We start from the raw sequence: 17,946 nt of genomic DNA on the forward strand, positions 1-17,946 counted from the left end.
TTACTCGCTGCAAAACAGCGAAAACCTGAACGATGGACTGGTGATATCAGGAACTGTAAGCCAGTTGGCGAAGTCCACCTAAATCCAGAAAGAGAAGCTGCTTAATAAGCGAGCAAATGATGGCAACTATCTTGAAAAACACCGATATGCACCAGCCTATTGGTTGGCAAAGCCCTATTTGGAGCTCTTAGGCATGCCAAGTGAAGGTTCTAAGCGATTTGGCGAGCTATTTCCAAGTACTAACTTCGATAATGAATCGAAACCAAAGGAAACGCTATCACTCCCCTTATGGAAAGATGTTGATCTGACGTTTAAGGATGTCTTTTCTGTTGGTGAAGACCGAAGAAATGAGGCCATACATAGATATAACATTCTAGAATTCCTTATAGATCAATATGGTACCGATTTTTCCAAAAAGCAAATAGATGAGTCACTTACTGCTTTAATAGATAAATTTGGTTCAAGTACACCATCAGCAATCAGCATTTATAGGTACTGGAGAGATTTTAAAAAATCAAATTTTCAGCTTAACTCCCTAATTCCTAAAGTCTCTGCTGGCAATACAAAAAAAATACTCCCGATGAACTGGAACCTTTAATTCAAGGTGCAATAAGAAATTACTTCTCTGAAGAATGCCCGACAGCAACATCGGCATACGTAACTCTTGAGGTTGAAATTGATCGGCATAATGAAATCAATGGAACTCAATTTGAACCGTTCTCAATACAGGCATTTAGGAAGAGACTAAGAAAGCACTCTGAGTACGAAAAAATACTACTTAGAAAGGGAAAAAGTGTAGCTGATTCTACTTTCAGAAAAGTGGGGAAAAGGCCAGCAACAACACGAGTATTGGAACGTGTAGAAGCGGACCATACTAGGCTTGATTTATTTATTATTGATGAAAAAAACGGTATACCGTTAGGGCGACCCTGGCTCACAGTTTTGTACGATACTCATACAAAGAGCATTGTGGGTTTCTATCTAGGGTTCGAGCCGCCGAGTTACTTATCAGTATCACTGGCACTTGTGAATGCAATTCTTCCAAAAGAACACGTCAAAGAACTATACCCATCAGTAGAAGGGTGTTGGCCTTGTTATGGCTTGCCTGAGCATTTGATTGTCGACAATGGTACTGAGTTTAACAGTAGTGACTTCAAAATAGCGTGCAAAGATCTGAAAATAAAAGTTAAGAAAAACCCGACTAAAAAGCCTTGGCTCAAGGGGTCAGTAGAGCGTTACTTTCGCACAATCAATAATCGACTACTCTCTAGGATACCCGGAAAGAGTTTTACTAACGTATTCGAGAGGAAAGACTACGACCCGCTTGAAAATGCCGTAATCGACAGTTAGATAAATTCTTGCATTGGGCGTCGAGGAGACCCTCAATGAAGATTTCCCCAAAATATCGGCTTAATGGTGACGTACTCCTTTTGGAGCGCAGACGGAGATTCTTACTTGACCGTGACTGCTATGTGTACATTCTGAACACAGATAAAGCGAACCTGCTCATCGAGTCTAAGGTTGATGAGCAGGTAATGGTCGTCACTCTTGAGGTACGTTATTTCGGCCTCCTAATCTCATTGTGTGACGATGTGGTAGTACTGTTTTGACTTAATTTCTTCTATAGCATGGTTGAGCTGCGCTTCATCCACATTGCTCGCCACGATATTAAGGATACTGTCTGAGCTGAATCGACACGGGATCACCTTGTCTCCGACTTGTTTCTGTTTGAGCACTGAGTGGCCATTTTGGAGCAAGAAGTCTTGTTCCAATAGGGCATGAATACTCCCCTCTTGTTGACTCGTGAGTAACATGATTGCCGCGTGTTTGTCTTCCAGTTCTGGTAACACAAACGGCATACCCAGTTGCAGTTGGACATTGATTTCATGCAAATGGATGCCCCAGATCTCGTAGATGGCTTCTGAGATGGCCCCGCCTGCCGGGCGCATGGCAATTTCACAGAACACCACACTCTCTCCATCAGAGAAAAACTCGAAATGAAAGACGCCAGAATGGGTGTCAAAATGCTTGAGGATTTGCTCCAGTGCCCGTTTTGCTTGTTCATGTAATGCGGACTTTTGATTGGTCAATCTCGAGATGATCCATTGGTGGTCACGGTATTCAAACAACGGCTGATCATACTTACCCAATGTAGAGAACAAAATGTCTCCGTTAGCCACAACGGCGTCCAAATGGAACATGTCGTGCGCAATGAACTCTTCGGCGAGGTACTGATCCAAGCATTCATGGTTTTCTGAAAGATAGTGCTCCAGCGCTTGGGGACTCGAAACGACCGTAATGGCTTTCGAAGAGTAGCCGTCTTGTGGTTTTATGATCAGCTTTCCAAACTGCTTGAGCATTGCGAACAAACGTTGGGTCTCTGAGGCGGGCGAGAAGGCAGGAATGACAATCGATGTCGGGGCCAATCGCTGCTTCATTAGCAACTTGTTTCGAAACAGTTGCGCTTGTTCGAGATGCACTCCAGGCAGACCAAGCGCTTGCTTGGCATAAGCGACAGGCAACAAGTCTTCTTCTCCCGTAAAGACAACGTCGCGGATACGGTGCCGCGTGCCGATCGACGTCAGTAAGTCGGCCAAATATTGTTGAGCGTTGACCAGCTCGATGAGGTGGAGCTCTTCAAAAGGGGTATTGTTCGGGATCACCGAGCAGTGTACAGAGAACACATAGATGATATTCCCTACTTTCAGAGGCGCAATTACGTCGCCATCTTTTACAATCGATGTATAGTCATTTCTTGAAACAACAACCGTCACATCTTCCACATGATTCTCCTTAGGAGTGTTGAAAAGTAAACACCCAAAGCCCTCAATGGCATGACCACTCGCATGGGCCTTTGGGCGCTAGAGTGCTGGCCACTGCCAACACTCAGTTGCCACGATGAGCGTTAGTACGATGAAACGAATTCGGTGAAGGCCGCGTACTGCTCCTGAGTGGATATCGTTGGCCTACCAAGATCGTCTCGACTGCCAATCTTGCAGCCTATAATAAGCAGCGTTGAGGTCGGTTTGGTTAAGAAGTAGTCGACCTCTCTGCCAATTGCGTCGACGTCGGTGACATAAGCAAAATGTTGGTATCCGAAGGCTTGCGCTAGCGCGTGCGCCTCAAGATCATCAAACTGTGTACGTTGGCCGCCAACCGATTCATGCGCGCAGTTGTTTAATACGATATGCAGTAAGTTAGGTTGAGAGGCGGCGTGTTGCAACGAGGCCAGATGCATTAAAACCGCGCCGTCGCCGTCAAAACAGACCACAGATCGATCCGGTTTGTGGTGCGCGATTTCCGCGGCGATACTTGAAGCGTGTCCCATGCCACCGACACACAAAAAATCGCGGTTATGAGGCATGTTGAGCGTTTTCCTGAGCTCGAAAATTTCTCGTCCCGCTTTGCCCGTCGTCGCGACAGAGATGCAATCTTCTGGCAGGGCTTGGAGAACGGTCTCTATAGCGTGTTCTCGGCTGAGGTCAAATCGGTTCACATCGCGGCTAGAGTCACAAGCAGAGAAGGTGCCCTTACGTACCACCAAGAAGACCGGGGCTTGAAGCTGCTTGGCGCGCTGCAAACTGTCGTCAATCACCTGCCTAAAATCGCTGTTTTTATCCAAGATCAAGCAGGGGTATCCCATCACGTCAATGAGCTCGGTGGTGACGCGCCCTTGTTTGCGGTGCTGAGGTTCATCGGCCAGTTGCTCTGTGGCGAGCATCTCACCTCGCCACCCAACGATGATCAGCATCGGAACGCCATAGACTTGGCTGTCTGCGAGCGACAGTAGGGGGTTAACCGCATTGCCTAACCCTGAGTTTTGCATGTAAACGACGGGCACTTTTTGCGTTGCCGAATAATAGCCAATCGCTCGCGATATCGCGATTCCTTCGTTGGGCGTTATGTGGTGATGTTGAACGAATGGCGCCTCATTCAATGCCTGACCAAAGCTCTTAAGCAGAGAATCCGGGACCCCATAGTAACTATCGATGCCATGATGGTGGAGGGCGTGCAAAAATTCAATTGGTGATATCATGGGTTACCCGTTTGGTTGAAGTGCTAATGTTTGGCGGGCACTAAGTAGCTTGGCAAACCGTTTTCGGCTCATGGTAAAGTTCGACCATTGCTCATGACATTGAAACGGCCTTTCCTCAGCGATGTCACGGATAACGTTTTCATAGAGTTCTATGCTATGAACGAACGACGTCAGCGTGAGCGCTTCTGGATCGGTATTATCCAGGATGGGGAAGCGTTGGACTCTGAGAATATTCCCCGTGTCGACTTTTTCTTCCATCAGATGTGCGGTGACACCGAATTCCGTTTTGTGATCCCAACAGGCACGAAAGGCGCCTTTCACCCCCGGATATTCTGGGGGAGAGGGGTGGAGATTGACGCTCTGACAACGCACGCTATCGAGCAAATATTGTGGCACGATCAATGGACAACAAAAACTGAATAAGTAATCAATCTCGCCGGACATCAGCGTCTGTTCGAGCGCCTCGGTAACGTCTTTGTTGTCCCAATCATGTTTAGAAAAGAGTTTAACATCGAAAAACTGTCGGGTAATCTCATGGATCCTATTCGCTTGCTCTTCGCGTGCGGTGGTGATCAGTACACACGTTTTCATATCTGAACTTCCTTTGTATTGATGAGTGTTGAGAGTTGGTTGCGCAGTTTGCCATTGGTAAAAATGTTCACTCCGTTATCGGGGCGATCTTGCTCAGAGGAAAAGTGATAACACCCGCCGGATTCGCTCAAAATCAACGTGGCCGCTGCAATGTCCCACCAGTGATCTTGGCAGGAAACAATGCCATCGATTCGGCCATCACATAACATGGCAAAACTGTACACATCGAGAAAACCAGGATCATGCAAAGCTTGGCAATGAACCGCGTCGTAACAGGCTTGCTGGCCAATCTCGACAAAGTACTTTCTTGCCGACGTGGTGATGTACGCGTCGTTGATTTCGGCCACTTCGCTCACCTGTATCGGCTGGTTGTTTTTGAAGGCACCCTGTTGGTAGACTGCAGACCAAACGTCACCCGTTGCTGGCAAGCAAATGGCTGCCGCGACGACGTGACCGCGGTATTCAAGCGCGATCGAGATGCCCCAGGTTGGGATGCCTCGGATGAATTTTCTTGTGCCGTCTATTGGGTCGATCACCCAATTGAACTGCGACGGTTCAGTCTGGCCCAATTCTTCGCCCTGAACGCTGTCTGAGGCAAATTCTCGGGTGACGGCGTCACGAAATATCCGTTCGCTCTCAATGTCGGCTATCGACACTGGCGAGGCATCGGATTTGATGGCGATGTCCTGCGAATTTACCGTGTAGCGGCATTGATACTGCGCCAATGTTTTGATGATCGAGAGGCAAAAGTCATGGCGTTGCTGGGTGGCTTGCGACCAGGAAAAGGGGGCAATGGTCATGTTACAGGCCACCACACAGATCGGTAAAGCTTCCAGTGACAAACGACGCGTCGTCACTCAGCAGCCACAGTATCGCATTGGCCACTTCTTCTGGGGTACCGCCTCGCTTCATTGGAAACTGTTGGCTAATTCGCGCGACTCGATCTGGTTCGCCCCCGTCAGCGTGAATATCGGTGTAAATACCGCCTGGACGTACACAGTTGACCCGAATGCCTTCGGCAGCCACCTCTTTGGCCAAGCCCGTGGTGAATGTATCGACGGCGCCTTTTGAGGCTGCATAGTCGATGTATTCAAATGGCGAGCCACTTCGGGAGGCGCCTGATGACACATTGACAATCGCGCCACCCCGTCCACCGCGAGACTGGGCCATCCGCTTGATGGCTTGATGTGAGCAATAGAAATGGCTCATGACGTTGGTCAGCAGCACATGCTGGAATCGTTCACCATCCATGTCAATCAAGGGCATCTTCTGTTTCAAAATCCCGACGTTGTTGACCAAGTGCGTAAGGGGACCAAGATGATGGTCAATGGCGTCAAACATGGCATCGACTTGGTCGCGATTTGAGGCGTCAGCTTGAACCGCGATGCACCGTGCCCCAAGCGCCAAGATTTTATCTCGAGTGTCAAACGCCGCACGTTCATCATGCACATAATTTAAACAGACGGCGTAGCCTTGTTCGGCCGCTTGGATTGCGGTGGCGGCACCGATCCCGCGACTCGAGCCGGTGACGAGAAGAACTTTTTCATTCATAAGATTGTTCCTATCGAGGTTATCTCTCAGACCACATTAAGTTGAAGTAACCCAACGCTGAGACGTACGAAAAAAGAGCGGCTATCGTCATGTAGCTATAGAGATACCACTCGGCTATGGAAAGAAAATGACTGACCACAGGGTAGAGCAAAAGCGGGATGACGGCCGTTACCAACAACAGAAGTTGTTGCCTACCGGTAATGGCGTACCACAGTCTTAGGGTAGTGAAGTAGACCAACACCATCGTGATGGCCATGTACTGAGTGAGGCTGTCACCAGAGAAGACGATATACAGTAAGGCAAAGGGGACACCGATCAGCTCACATTTGACTACCGCCAGTGGTGAAGTGGCGACGTGCTTGCACGTTTCGGCGAGGTACGCCTTGATGTACACGACTAAGACTTCTCGAATGAGCATCAACGCAATAAAGTAAAGCGGTACAATGCCTTCGGCATGCAACATAAAGGCAAGACAAAAGTAGGTAACGACGTCGACAGCGGCGTCGAAGTAATGCCCAGACAGAGAGGAAAGGGCATACTTTCTCGCGATGATCCCGTCAATGTTGTCTAAGATGAATATCGCCGCAAAAACGACGCAGATCACCGCTTTCTGTAGCCAGGACAACGGTACGCATAGCCAAACCCCGAATAAGACGAGCGTGAGGACAAATCGCAACAGGGTGATTTGATTCGGCGTCATGATCGGGCGTTTCAATGTGGTTGACTTAGTACTCATGTGGCTCAGTCCTTGTCCAAACCAAAGTTGGTCGTCTGGCATAACTCCTTGGCACGCTCAAGATCTTTGACATTGTCTACTTCGACCCAGTCAAACTGTTGGCAATCGCGATAACAGAAGCTCACCTCTGGCAAGATGTCATTGATGGCACTGTAGAACTGGATGACACCATCGAATTCAAAAGTGGCCAGTTTATCGAGCAACAACTGACGCGCCCTATTGCTGATCTTAATCGCACAGACGAATTCGCCTAGCGCGTTTTCAAGAGAAGCGTCGGAGTGAAAACCGTGCTCTTTGACATCAATGAAAAGGGTGTCACGTTCCGCAAGCGAGCGGACTACCGTATCGACGTGTTGACTTTTGGGTTGTTGATCGACAATCAAGCATATGTCGGCCGTCGACTGTTTCAGCTCCGTCAAGATCTCCGATTGCAAAACCATGTCCCCTTCGATGTAAATCAGATCCTCGTCAATCGACGTCAAACCGAGATACACGCTCCAATCGATGTTCTTTGAGGCGTAATGATCGTTTTTAATCAAGCTAATGTCATGGCGCTTAGAGTAGCGTTGACAATACAGTGCCAACGATTCGGAGCAGTGGCCCACCACAATATTGACCTCGTTGAGGCCCGCTTTATCCATTGAGCGTAATTGGTAGTCAAGAATTGACTGCTCGCCGTTGATCGCGAGTAAAGACTTGTGTTTATCTGCGGTTAAGTTGCCTAAGCGGCTACCGATACCCGCCGCGAGTAAGAGTACCTTCACAATTGCTTCCTGTGGTTAGTTCGATTTTTGAATTAAGCTTTTGGCACGACGCTGCATGCGTTTTAAGTAGAAATCGTTGAGCTTGTCATACAGCTTGGGCATCGGTCGTTTGAAGTCTACGATGAGTATCACGCGTCGTTCTGACGCTTGGTTAACGACTTCGTGATCAAAGACATCATCCAAGACAATACTGTCACCCACTTGCCAGGTGTAAAATTGGTCCTTGACTCGAATGTAAGGGGGGTTGGTCTCTGGCACTTCTATGCCGAGGTGGTATCGTAGGATGCCCGCATAGGGTCCTTCGTGCGCAGCCAAACAGACACTCGGTTCCAACACCGCGATGGCGATTGACAAGATCTCGTCGTGCTGCTTGGTGAGTTCGTAGATATTAGGGCACAATGATATGCCTAATTCATTGTATTCATTAAGCAACTTGACATAAAACAGCTTCCAGTCTTTGGAAACTTCATCCGCCCTTTTCTTATCAATCTCTTCGTAGCGAGTCAGAGAACGTGTCTTGAGCAGTGCAAATATCTCTGACTGGATCCGTTCGAAATTGTCATTCAAGATGTCGCTCAGAGGCAGGCAGGTACTCGGCGCCATAAATGGCGCTCGCTCTTCGCCGCCCGCAAAATTGATAAACGCACGGTTGAGGGATTTTTGGATCAAGCTATCGGCTAGGCCAGCGAAAGGGGTTTTCATTCATTATTTTCCTTATCGTAATAGGGGGGATGAAAAAGGCAGTGCGTCGCTCTTCATCATGTCTGAGAGCGATGAATAAACATCGTGTATGTCCTGGTCGGAGACATATCCCATATGCGCGATGCGCAGGACGGAGTCGGTGAATTTCCCATTGCCCACGCCAACGGCGATGCCATGCTTGGACGACAAACGAGCAGCGATATCGCTGGCCAGAATGCCTGCGTCCATTTCGAGCGCGGTGATCGTATCGGAATGGCAGTGAGGCTGAGAGAACAGCGTAAACCCGTTCTGTTTTGCCAACGTGCGTGAAAGATGGGCAATGTCACGATGATGTTGAAAGACGTGTTCAAAGCCGATGTCTGCCATCGTCGCTAAGGCGTGTTCTAATCCCCAAAACGCATGCAGCGATGGTGTGGTTAGTGTCTGCCGTTCGAGCGCCAACGCGTGGGCTTTTGGGTAGTTAAATGCCACACTACCGAAATTGCGCTGTTGCCGTGACTCGTCAAGCGCGCGGTCATTCACCACCACGATTGACATCCCGGGAGGGGACATCAAGCCTTTTTGCGTTACGCCAATCAGCACATCCAGATCCCACGCGTCAAAGGGAATACTGAGTCCCCCGAGACCACTGATGCTGTCGACAATGATCAGTGCATCACTGTGTTGGCGTATCAGCGCGACCATCTCTTTGAGCGGGTTGGTTACGCCGGTAGAGCTCTCATTGTGAGTCAGGAATATGGCTTTATATGGCTGACTGATTAATGCCTTTTTCAAGTGCGATAGGTCGATTGAATGGCCTTCTTCGGCGCGCAACAAATGGGCGTTGTGACCTAACTTCATCGCAACCATGCGGTGAAAAAGATCGCCGTAATAACCACAGGACAAAGTCAGCGCGCGATCGCTCGGGCCTAACAGGTTGTCGACGGTCGACTCCATCGCTGCCGTACCAGAACTGGTGAAGAGCAACGGGGTACACGTCGTGTTCAACAGCGCCTGCAATCCGGTTTGGACATTGCCATAGGTCGCTTTAAAGGACGCGCTGCGGTGACTCACCATTTGCTGATTGATGTAGGCCATCGACGAGCGGGGCAAAGGTGTTGGCCCCGTGATACGGCTGTTGGTGACATTAGCATTGCTCATGACAGACCTCGAGGGCCGCGCGGATTTCTGTCGTCAACCGATCAATATCGGCCCGGGTGATATCACCCGCGGTGCCAATACGAAAGCACCCTTGACGTTTCGAGGCGTAAATGACGATGTTCTTGGCCGCCAGAGTTCGAGCAAGATGGCCATACTCTAGCGTTGACGGAAGCGAGTAAGTATTAATGATTGGCGCACTGATCGCTTTGTCGATCACCGGATAAATCCCCAGTGTGACCAGCTTGTCGTCGAGGTAGTTTCTCAGTGCTAAGTAATCGCGATATTGCTGTTGGCGTCCCCCTTTTTCGGTGTACTCGAATAAGGCTTGTTGAAAGGCGAGCAGGACCTGGACTGGCGGCGAAAAACGCCACTCGCCGTTCGCGATAAAAGCGTCATGTTGCGCTTTCAAATCAAAAGACAGGGTGCGTTTTCGGCGCGAGATGTGCAGCTCATCTCGATGAACAAGAACGAATGATACCCCCGTCAAGCCCTGGAGGCATTTATTGGCCGATGAAGCCAGTGCGATCAGGTTCGGGTACGAACTGAATACCGGAAGCAAACCAAACGAACTGACACAATCGACCATGACTTTCAACGCGTATTGGTTTGCCACTTCCATGACTGCGTCATAAGGATTGACCACTCCTAACGCGGTTTCGTAATGCACGAACAGCAGGTGAGAAAAGCGCGTCTTTGTGGTCTGCAAAAAGTCGCGTAACGTATTGGGGCAGATCCCCAACTCTTCATCAAACGTCAAGACTTGGTTGGGGATCCTGTACACATCACAGATATCCGCCATACGTTGTGAGTATTCCCCAGAAAGCAAGATCAAGACCTGAGCTTGTTCGTCCAGTAACGAACTGATCATGGCTTCGACGGAGAAGGTGCCGCTGCCTTGCATCAAGACGGCGGCATAGTCGCTTGATAATTCGGAGATAGACTGCAATGAATCGATGATCTGCAATGTCACATCGCGCATTAAGTGGGTTCGTGAGCCGATATCTTTCATCGCCGCGGCCTTGACGGAACGCGTGGTCTTAAGTGGACCTGGCGTAAACAGCAACTGATCTTCAACCGTACTCGGTATGGTGTTGTTCATAAGCCTCTATCCGTAGGGGTTGAGAGATGGAACTTAGGGTTGTCGTACACTTGACGCTTCGCGTGATAGTAGTGCTCATAATGGTCCCCTGAGCTCTCTGGGGCGAAGGTGAAAAAGAACGCTCGGCGAGCGCCCTGACTGGCATTGATTTCTGAGCGATGTGGGACCACTGAGTCAAAAATCACCAGATCGTTGCGCTGTGGAAGAATGCGTTGCCAGTGAAACTGGTCGGCAATGTCGGGCAGAACGTCACCGGAATCAGGATCGCGGCGGAAGACAGTTTGTTCCGGATAGGCGTGATCGCGCGCTCCGTCGGTGTCCATCACTTGTTTCCAGTTAACGGCCATCTCTAAACAACCATTACGGATCGTAGGCTGATCGAGGAATATCGCGACCGTCAAATGAGCGTCAGGCGCGAAATCGGCATACGCAGGGTAGTCCTGGTGACAACCAAACGCACCGCCGCCCGGTCTTTTCACATTACATTTGTCTTTGAACAAGGTGTAGCGAGTTCCGGTGATGTCAAACAGCACTTGCTGAAAGTAGGGCACTAATTGGCGGTTGATCACCGTTGACTCAGGAGTGATGTATTCAAAGCGGCAAATTTCACTCCTGTTGTCATTTTCCGGCACGACGATGACCTTCTCTTGACCACTTTTGTAAAACTCACTGAGCGATTGGTTAGACTGTGAGACGCGTTGCAACACCGCGAGCGATCTCTGCAACATACGATCATACACTTGAGATAAGAGCTGATGTTGCTCGTCGGTGAAAGCCTGAGCGAGGTTACAGTACCCTCGCTCTTGGAGACTCACCATTGATTGCGTGAGCGTCTCCGGACTTAACATGAAGCTAACCTTTCCATCGCCAGATCAAACTCATCGCGAGGTGTACACAGAACGAGGCGTATGTAGTTCGCTGAATCCTCACCATAGACATTCCCAGGCACAGTCGCCACCCCCTTTTCTAACAGGAGGTAATTGGCAACCGCTTCTCCTTTCGAGTTAAATTCATCTTTGTATTTTTGTGGGATCCGCTCGTAGAGTCCTGACACTTCAGGAAACAGGAACATCGCCCCCAGTGGTGAACGACACCAGTTGAAGCCGAGGTCTTTGGTGAGCGTCGTGACCGCGATATTGGCGCGATCGCGGATCTCGTCACAGTTGGTTTCCAACCATTCTGCGGTCTCAGACTGTAACACGGCGATCGCCGTTTTTTCGTTGAGAATACCAACCCCTAGGTACATGTAATCATGCAGTTTTGCGGCTTGGTCAATTAATTCGGCAGGCGCGACCATCCAGCCAATGCGTAAACCGGGCAGGCCAAATTTTTTCGAGAAACTGTTGATCATGATCGTGCGCTCTCTCAGTTTGTCGTTGGTCACCGCAGGTAGGTGCGGACGCTCAAACGCCATTGAGTCGTAGACTTCATCATGAAGCACCCAAGTTTGATTCTGCTCCGCATAGTCCGCCACGGCTTGCCAATCTTCTTCACTCAGGACGTATCCACTTGGGTTCTCTGGTGAATTGATGATCATTAGGTTCGGCTGTGATGATGAGGTGTTTTTGTCTTTCAGCGCGGCTTGATATTCATGACTGTTCGGCCCACGACGCAGCGGTTCGACTGAACGCTCTAGGACAGTAATGTTACGTGAGTACAGCATGTAAGATGGATCACTGACCAAAACGTTGTCCCCCGCAGACGTGGTACACATCACACTCAAAGTGATGGCTTCGACGCCGCCATGCGTCACGAGGATTTCACTGTCAGGACACACCGAAATACCGTAGTTATCGGCGTACCAGCGGCTGATTTCTTGACGCAGTTCTAATGAGCCGCGTGGATCTTCATAGCGTTTTAATGTCGCGACATAAGCGTCGTAATTGAGGTTTTTCTCAATGGCCGCTTTTGCTGACTCAGGGGGACCAAAATAGGGTTCACCAAAACTCAGAGCGCAGACATCGCCCAGCTCTTTTGCCTTTCTGGAAATGGATTTTGAAGCGTATTCTGCAAGTTCAGTAATCTTTTTGTTTAACATTTTTTTTCTCTTAGATAGTGCCAGGAATAAAGGCAAGCGCCTTCTTCACGGAGATACAGTCTTGTTCGATGGGTTTTGAACAACCTTCGCTTAAGATGCTGTTCGCGACGTACTCCATGGAGTTAATGGCCGAACGCATCATGTGATTGGCATAGATAATGATGTTGAAGCCCATTTCTTTCAGTTCGTTGTAATGAAGATGGGAATAACTGGTCGGTACGCACACAAGCGGAATGTCGGGGTGCTGTGAACGGAACTTTTCTGCGAACTCTCGGATTTCGTCACCACAACTCTTACGACTGTGGATTAGGATGGCGTCTGCCCCAGCCGCCACATAAGCGTCCGCGCGCGTTAACGCATCGTCGAGGCCTTTTTCTAAGATCAGGCTTTCGATTCTGGCCGCGATCATGAACTCGTGCGTGATTTGGTTTTTCTTTGCGACACGGATTTTCTGACAGAATGATTCAATATCATCCTGGGTTTGATGAACGTCGTTGCCGAGCAAAGAATTTTTCTTTAAGCCAGTCTTGTCTTCGATCACCACCATAGAAACACCAGCACGTTCGAGGGCTTTGATGTCATAGATAAAATGCTCGAGTTTTCCACCGGTATCGGCGTCGTAGATCATCGGTTTGGTGGTCACATCGAAAATATTATTAATATTCTTGAGTCGGAAGTTGGCATCCAACTTTTCAATGTCAGGCTTCGCTTGCAATAGTGAGTCGGTCAGAGAACTGGACCAAAAACCATCAAATTCTAAATTATCATTATTAATGGTTACCCGTGATTTTTCCGCGATCATGGCGGAGATAGGGCTATGCGATTCGATAATACGAATACATTGTTTAGATTTGAGTAATTGCTTTAAACTTTTTCTCCTTTGACAATTAGTAACTGAATTCAGCTCTAGTGATGTGTCCTCACCAGTGAAATCTATTATTCCTTCCAAAAGACATTCTCCTTAAATTGCAGGAATTAAAATAGGACTTTAAATATAAATTTAAAGTATATTTTTATTATTTTCCGAAGTGGCCATTTAGGAAACTACAAATAAATCATTAATGCAATATCTATTACTATTTTTTACAATAGCCTACTTACATCGACATAGTTCATGTTTTTAAAGGATTTTTGATGTTAAGCAAGTGTAAAGTTATTGATAGTAATAAAAACTTAATATAGAGTTAAAATAAAAGGAAGCTAGAGGTTGTTATTGTGAAAAGTATCATTATAGTTGGTGGGCAAGATGAGATTTATGAAAATATTAACCTTAAAGAATTTGATGTTATTTCAATTCAGCTAGAAAACAATATAGGAATAAATACCGCTGAATATTGCGCAGAAGTAATACCTGTTTCGGAGTTTACCGTACAAGAAGTCGAAAGGGCGGCTCTAATTGCCATCGATAAATACCCTATTTCTGCCATGTTTGGATTTGCTGAATTCACTATTCTTCCCGCTGTTGAAGTGGCAGAAAAATTAAATGTTCCCAGTTTAGATAAAAGAATATCTGAACTGTGCAGAATTAAGCCAAAGTTAAGAACGTTCCTCGAAAATAGTGCATTTCACCTGCCTTTTATTGAGATTCGCTGCCTCAGTGAAGCCAAATTATTTGCCGAGCAATATGGTTACCCCTTGGTCGTCAAAGACACCATGGGCGCAGGCAGCTCCAATGTCTCTGTTTGCCATGATCTCGACCAGTTAGTGCACGCTTCGCAGTCGCTCCTGAGTGAATTTGGCGTCGCTCTGCTCGAAACGTATTGCGGTGGACACGAGTACAGTGTCGAAACACTGACCCTTAATGGACAGCATTATGTGCTTGGTATTACGGAAAAATTTTTGATCCCTGGGACGGTGGTCGAAGACTCTCATATCTTTCCCGCTCCGGTGTGCGACAAGACAAAATACCGAATTGAGCGCGCTGCGATCGACTTGCTCTCAGCGCTTGACCATTATCACGGCCCGATGCACATCGAGTTTAAAGTCGATGGTGACGATGTACGATTGATTGAAGTGAATAATCGAGGGGGAGGGGATTATATTTGGGAAATGGTGCTAACGGCTACCGGGGTTAACTTAATTGAAAATACAGTGCGTGGTTTTTTTGATAAAAGTATTAAATTACAAAACTATCAACCAAAGAGTTCTTTAGCGTACATTTCACTTTATAAAAAGTTAGATATCGACTTATTAAAGGAATCACTTTCTCGCCTAGTGGATATACTGCGTTTCCAGTTCGACCATGATGATTTTGAACGCTCTATTAATAATTCAACCGATCGCCCTGGATTCTGTTTACTCAAGCGGAACTTACAGCAGGGACATATCGCTGACTGCATAGAAAATATTAATTCTATTATCAATAAAAACACTTTCTAAGTGGATGGCGCCATCATGAGCAATATATTAACTAAAATTAGCGCTCTTCCCGGAGCTGTAAAAGGTATTCTGTTTTTTGTTCTTATTACCCGCTTGACGTACTTTATGGTTTGGCCTTTTATCGCCATTATTCTGAGCACAGAATACAGTTTATCGCCCTCTCAAGTCGGCGTTATGATGACGGTGAGTGCTTATCTATCATTTATAGTCGGAATATACGGAGGCGCACTGTCGGATATTTATGAACGACGTACCATTATTATTCTAGGCTGTGTCATCGCTGTTATTGCGTATGGGACCCTTGGGGTGGCCAAGGATCCGATTACTTTCTCAGTGGGATTGGTCCTGGTTGGTATTTCGTACTTCTTTATTGATGCGCCAAGCAAAGCGATCAGTAGCGATCTGCTCGAAGAATCAGAGTTGCGAGAGTTCTCGCTTCAAGCGAGATATTTCTTGGTCAATGTGGCGGCCGTATTGGGACCACTGATCGGGCTGATGGCGGGGTTGAATGCCCAGAGAATGACCTTCTTCATGACCGCGGTGTCTTATATTCCTTTCGCGATCTACGCTATGAGTCTCAGTGTTCCTTGTGGCTCCGGCCGTGGACAAGAAGGTGCGACTATGGGGATTCACCAACGCTTGAAATTGGCCATGACCCACGGCCCATTTATGATTGCGTTGTGCTCCGGTTTCATCACCTTTCTCTTGTTTGCTCAAATCGAAACGACCTTGCCTCAATACCTGCATATTGCGGATCCACAGACGGCCATTAGCCTGATCACCGTGTTGTTCTCAACCAATGCGATTGTCGTGATTGCGGTACAACCTATCGCGATTCAGTACTTAGGCGGGTTTTCTACCTCATTTAAGATTTCCGTTGGTGCATCCATATTCTGCTTTGCTTACGCCATGATGTATGCAATTCGTCCCGACTCCATGCTCAGTTGGATGGCGGTCGCAGTCTTGTACAGTGTCTCTGAAGCCGTCTTGATGCCAAACGTCAGCGTTCAGTTGGATAAGCTCGCGCCAAAAGAAAATCGGGGGGCATTTCTTGGCGTGGCATCAATGGTCGTTTTAGGCATCTACACCGGTCCGTTCGTCGGCGGTGTGCTGCTGGAGTCGTTTGGAAAATCAACTTTCCTCATTCTTTCCTCAATGTGTCTTTCTGTTGTCGTTGTGCAATTTCTCTTAAACAACAGGTTGAGCGAAAAAAACAGTTTGGAGAACTAAACCATGTCGAAGTTTACCTTAAACCAATTAGACGGTGTGAAACCGTATCTGCCTGCAAGTCAAGAAATCTGGTCGCTACCAGCCGATGTCACAAGCTTAAAGCTTGATTGGAATGAGTCCTCGCGAGAGCCTTCTCCGTTGGTGCGCCAAGCTCTGGTGGAATTGGTTCAGTCTGATCGCTTGCGTTATTACCCAAACGTGCGCAATGAAGCCTTGCTTGAAGAATTGGCGTGTTACACCAAATGTTCGCCCAAAACGCTCAACTACTTTTCTGGCTCAGATGCTTTGCACGAATGTATCATTCGCGCCTTCGTCGAAAAGGGGGATACCGTGTGTATCTTTGGGCCCACATACGACAATTTTCGACTGATCAGTGAAGTGTCAGGCGCCCAGATCCGTCGCCTTGATTTCAAAACGATGTTTGAATACGGGGCTAGTCCTGTCTCCTTATCCGGCGCTAAGTTAGCTTACATCTGTAATCCAAACAACCCGACTGGGGAGTTTGTCCCACCGCAGGATTTACTGAAGCTGTTTGACTACAACCCAGACACCTTGTTTGTCGTAGATGAAGCGTATATTGAATTTTGCCCTGAACTGTCTGTGGCTGGCTGCGTCACCCAATACGACAACGTGATCATCTGTCGCACCTTGTCCAAAGCGTTCGGCCTCGCGTCTATTCGTTTCGGTTACAGCATCTGCCATCCGAGCCTCAATGACGTTCTTGCCTTAGTCCGGAACACAAAAAGTGTCTCGATGTTTGCTCAGGTTTCTGCGATTGCAGCTCTACGAGATGAAGAATACATGATGGAGTACGTGAGAGAAGTGGAGGTTGTGCGCAAGAAGACGATCGAGTTATTGACCTCAACAATGGGCAGCCATTTGAAGATCTTCAATGGCAAGGGAAACTTTTTGCTGATTGAGTTCGCCGACATTGAGGCGAAGAATAAGCTGGTTATGGTGCTGAATCGCAACAAAGTCTATGTGCGAAGTTTTGATCAGAGTTCTCCGTTCCATCATTGCATCCGTTTGTCTTTGATGAGCCTGGAGTCTTTCAAACATTTTCAGGCAGTATTGGAAGAAGAGTTAGCGTTGGTGAAGTAGGAGAGAATGAACCTTGGCTCTCCTCGATCGAAGTTAGGCGAGTAGCCCCTTAACTTTGGCGCCGACGCTTTGACTTCAACGTTTCTGATAGAGTGATGGATTAAGCCGTTGACTAAAACTGCTTGCAGCTTGCACGACTACTTTGCGGAGCACTATCTGGGTGATAAGGATATTGACTAAATAGTTAGCTAGCTTTGCAAACTGCATTCTTTCGATGTTTGAGCTACGATATCTATCTTCACTGTGTGATCGCTGAGCAACTCTGCCGGTCAACAGGGAGCTATTGTGCCATTTAAGTCAGTAACTTGTGGTAAAACATAACAAACAATTCAACAGTGATTCGCAACGCTTGGCGTTCTCACTTCGGGTTGAATTTAGTGTTTACGGCGCAGTATTCAAGTTCAGTGTCTGCGCTGCTCACACGTTAATTGGGCGTTATGTTTACTTGCATTTCAAAGGCTTAAAGGTCTTAGGCTCTAGTTCTTTGTCCCTCTAGCAATTCGTCCCGAGTAGACTCAGCAAATCCGCATTGTCTGCCTTATTTCTTGAATCTCTCAGCCCGTAAAACATGCCAATGTT

19 protein-coding genes are annotated in these 17,946 nt (G+C 47.7%); 6 read left to right on the plus strand and 13 right to left on the minus strand.

The window, feature by feature from the left end; genetic code table 11:
* The first annotated feature begins 193 nt into the window (after positions 1-193).
* From ELS82_RS27020 to ELS82_RS21310, 3 genes are all read left to right on the plus strand, one after another.
* Positions 194-598 (plus strand): hypothetical protein, encoded by a 405-nt coding sequence (locus ELS82_RS27020; protein ID WP_244230841.1) that lies wholly within the window; start codon positions 194-196, stop codon positions 596-598.
* Between the two features lie 221 nt (positions 599-819).
* Positions 820-1,350: a TnsB C-terminal domain-containing protein gene (locus ELS82_RS27025; RefSeq protein WP_244230842.1), complete on the plus strand. Its 531-nt coding sequence runs from the start codon at positions 820-822 to the stop codon at positions 1,348-1,350.
* A 35-nt stretch (positions 1,351-1,385) separates the two neighbouring features.
* The gene (locus ELS82_RS21310; protein ID WP_082040447.1) at positions 1,386-1,610 is read left to right on the plus strand and encodes a hypothetical protein; all 225 of its coding nucleotides are present in this window, start codon (positions 1,386-1,388) and stop codon (positions 1,608-1,610) included.
* On the opposite strand, the gene ELS82_RS21315 is transcribed toward ELS82_RS21310, so the two are convergent.
* From ELS82_RS21315 to aepX, 13 genes are all read right to left on the minus strand, one after another.
* Positions 1,578-2,783, minus strand: a complete 1,206-nt coding sequence (locus tag ELS82_RS21315) for an ATP-grasp domain-containing protein (protein WP_045499299.1) — start codon at positions 2,781-2,783, stop codon at positions 1,578-1,580. The genes ELS82_RS21310 and ELS82_RS21315 overlap by 33 nt on opposite strands.
* Positions 2,784-2,905: 122 nt before the next feature.
* Positions 2,906-4,015, minus strand: a complete 1,110-nt coding sequence (gene aepY / locus ELS82_RS21320) for a phosphonopyruvate decarboxylase (protein ID WP_167489436.1) — start codon at positions 4,013-4,015, stop codon at positions 2,906-2,908.
* Positions 4,016-4,039: 24 nt separating this feature from the next.
* Entirely contained in the window at positions 4,040-4,627 is a 588-nt protein-coding gene (locus ELS82_RS21325; RefSeq protein ID WP_052441997.1) for a formyltransferase family protein, read from the minus strand.
* The gene (locus ELS82_RS21330) at positions 4,624-5,484 is read right to left on the minus strand and encodes an inositol monophosphatase family protein (RefSeq protein ID WP_167489438.1); all 861 of its coding nucleotides are present in this window, start codon (positions 5,482-5,484) and stop codon (positions 4,624-4,626) included. The genes ELS82_RS21325 and ELS82_RS21330 overlap by 4 nt, the downstream gene beginning before the upstream one ends.
* Positions 5,429-6,178, minus strand: a complete 750-nt coding sequence (locus ELS82_RS21335) for an SDR family oxidoreductase (RefSeq protein ID WP_045499308.1) — start codon at positions 6,176-6,178, stop codon at positions 5,429-5,431. The genes ELS82_RS21330 and ELS82_RS21335 overlap by 56 nt, the downstream gene beginning before the upstream one ends.
* A gap of 19 nt (positions 6,179-6,197) precedes the next feature.
* Entirely contained in the window at positions 6,198-6,956 is a 759-nt protein-coding gene (locus ELS82_RS21340) for a CDP-alcohol phosphatidyltransferase family protein (RefSeq protein ID WP_045499311.1), read from the minus strand.
* Positions 6,920-7,678: a phosphocholine cytidylyltransferase family protein gene (locus ELS82_RS21345; RefSeq protein ID WP_045499314.1), complete on the minus strand. Its 759-nt coding sequence runs from the start codon at positions 7,676-7,678 to the stop codon at positions 6,920-6,922. The genes ELS82_RS21340 and ELS82_RS21345 overlap by 37 nt, the downstream gene beginning before the upstream one ends.
* 15 nt (positions 7,679-7,693) lie before the next feature.
* Positions 7,694-8,380, minus strand: coding sequence for an aspartyl/asparaginyl beta-hydroxylase domain-containing protein (locus ELS82_RS21350; protein WP_045499317.1), 687 nt, complete (start codon positions 8,378-8,380; stop codon positions 7,694-7,696).
* A 12-nt stretch (positions 8,381-8,392) separates the two neighbouring features.
* A complete protein-coding gene (locus ELS82_RS21355) occupies positions 8,393-9,520 on the minus strand; it encodes a pyridoxal-phosphate-dependent aminotransferase family protein (RefSeq protein WP_134837255.1) in 1,128 nt (375 codons plus the stop codon).
* Positions 9,507-10,619: an aminotransferase class V-fold PLP-dependent enzyme gene (locus tag ELS82_RS21360; RefSeq protein WP_134837256.1), complete on the minus strand. Its 1,113-nt coding sequence runs from the start codon at positions 10,617-10,619 to the stop codon at positions 9,507-9,509. The genes ELS82_RS21355 and ELS82_RS21360 overlap by 14 nt, the downstream gene beginning before the upstream one ends.
* Positions 10,616-11,467: a phytanoyl-CoA dioxygenase family protein gene (locus tag ELS82_RS21365; RefSeq protein WP_134837257.1), complete on the minus strand. Its 852-nt coding sequence runs from the start codon at positions 11,465-11,467 to the stop codon at positions 10,616-10,618. The genes ELS82_RS21360 and ELS82_RS21365 overlap by 4 nt, the downstream gene beginning before the upstream one ends.
* Positions 11,461-12,657: a pyridoxal phosphate-dependent aminotransferase gene (locus ELS82_RS21370; protein ID WP_134837258.1), complete on the minus strand. Its 1,197-nt coding sequence runs from the start codon at positions 12,655-12,657 to the stop codon at positions 11,461-11,463. The genes ELS82_RS21365 and ELS82_RS21370 overlap by 7 nt, the downstream gene beginning before the upstream one ends.
* Before the next feature lie 10 nt (positions 12,658-12,667).
* Entirely contained in the window at positions 12,668-13,606 is a 939-nt protein-coding gene (gene aepX / locus ELS82_RS21375; protein WP_231565502.1) for a phosphoenolpyruvate mutase, read from the minus strand.
* A 266-nt stretch (positions 13,607-13,872) separates the two neighbouring features.
* Between aepX and ELS82_RS21380 the strand changes: the two genes are divergently transcribed.
* Genes ELS82_RS21380 through ELS82_RS21390 form a run of 3 tightly spaced genes read left to right on the plus strand, consistent with a single transcriptional unit; the run spans position 13,873 to position 17,367 of the window.
* On the plus strand, positions 13,873-15,036 hold the full coding sequence (locus tag ELS82_RS21380; RefSeq protein WP_052441999.1) for an ATP-grasp domain-containing protein: 1,164 nt from the start codon (positions 13,873-13,875) through the stop codon (positions 15,034-15,036).
* Positions 15,037-15,051: 15 nt separating this feature from the next.
* Complete coding sequence (locus ELS82_RS21385) at positions 15,052-16,266, plus strand: MFS transporter (protein WP_134837259.1); 1,215 nt, start codon at positions 15,052-15,054, stop codon at positions 16,264-16,266.
* A gap of 3 nt (positions 16,267-16,269) precedes the next feature.
* Entirely contained in the window at positions 16,270-17,367 is a 1,098-nt protein-coding gene (locus tag ELS82_RS21390; RefSeq protein WP_052442000.1) for a pyridoxal phosphate-dependent aminotransferase, read from the plus strand.
* Positions 17,368-17,946: the final 579 nt, after the last annotated feature.

Source organism: Vibrio ouci (genome assembly GCF_004551525.1).
Lineage (GTDB): Bacteria > Pseudomonadota > Gammaproteobacteria > Enterobacterales > Vibrionaceae > Vibrio > Vibrio ouci.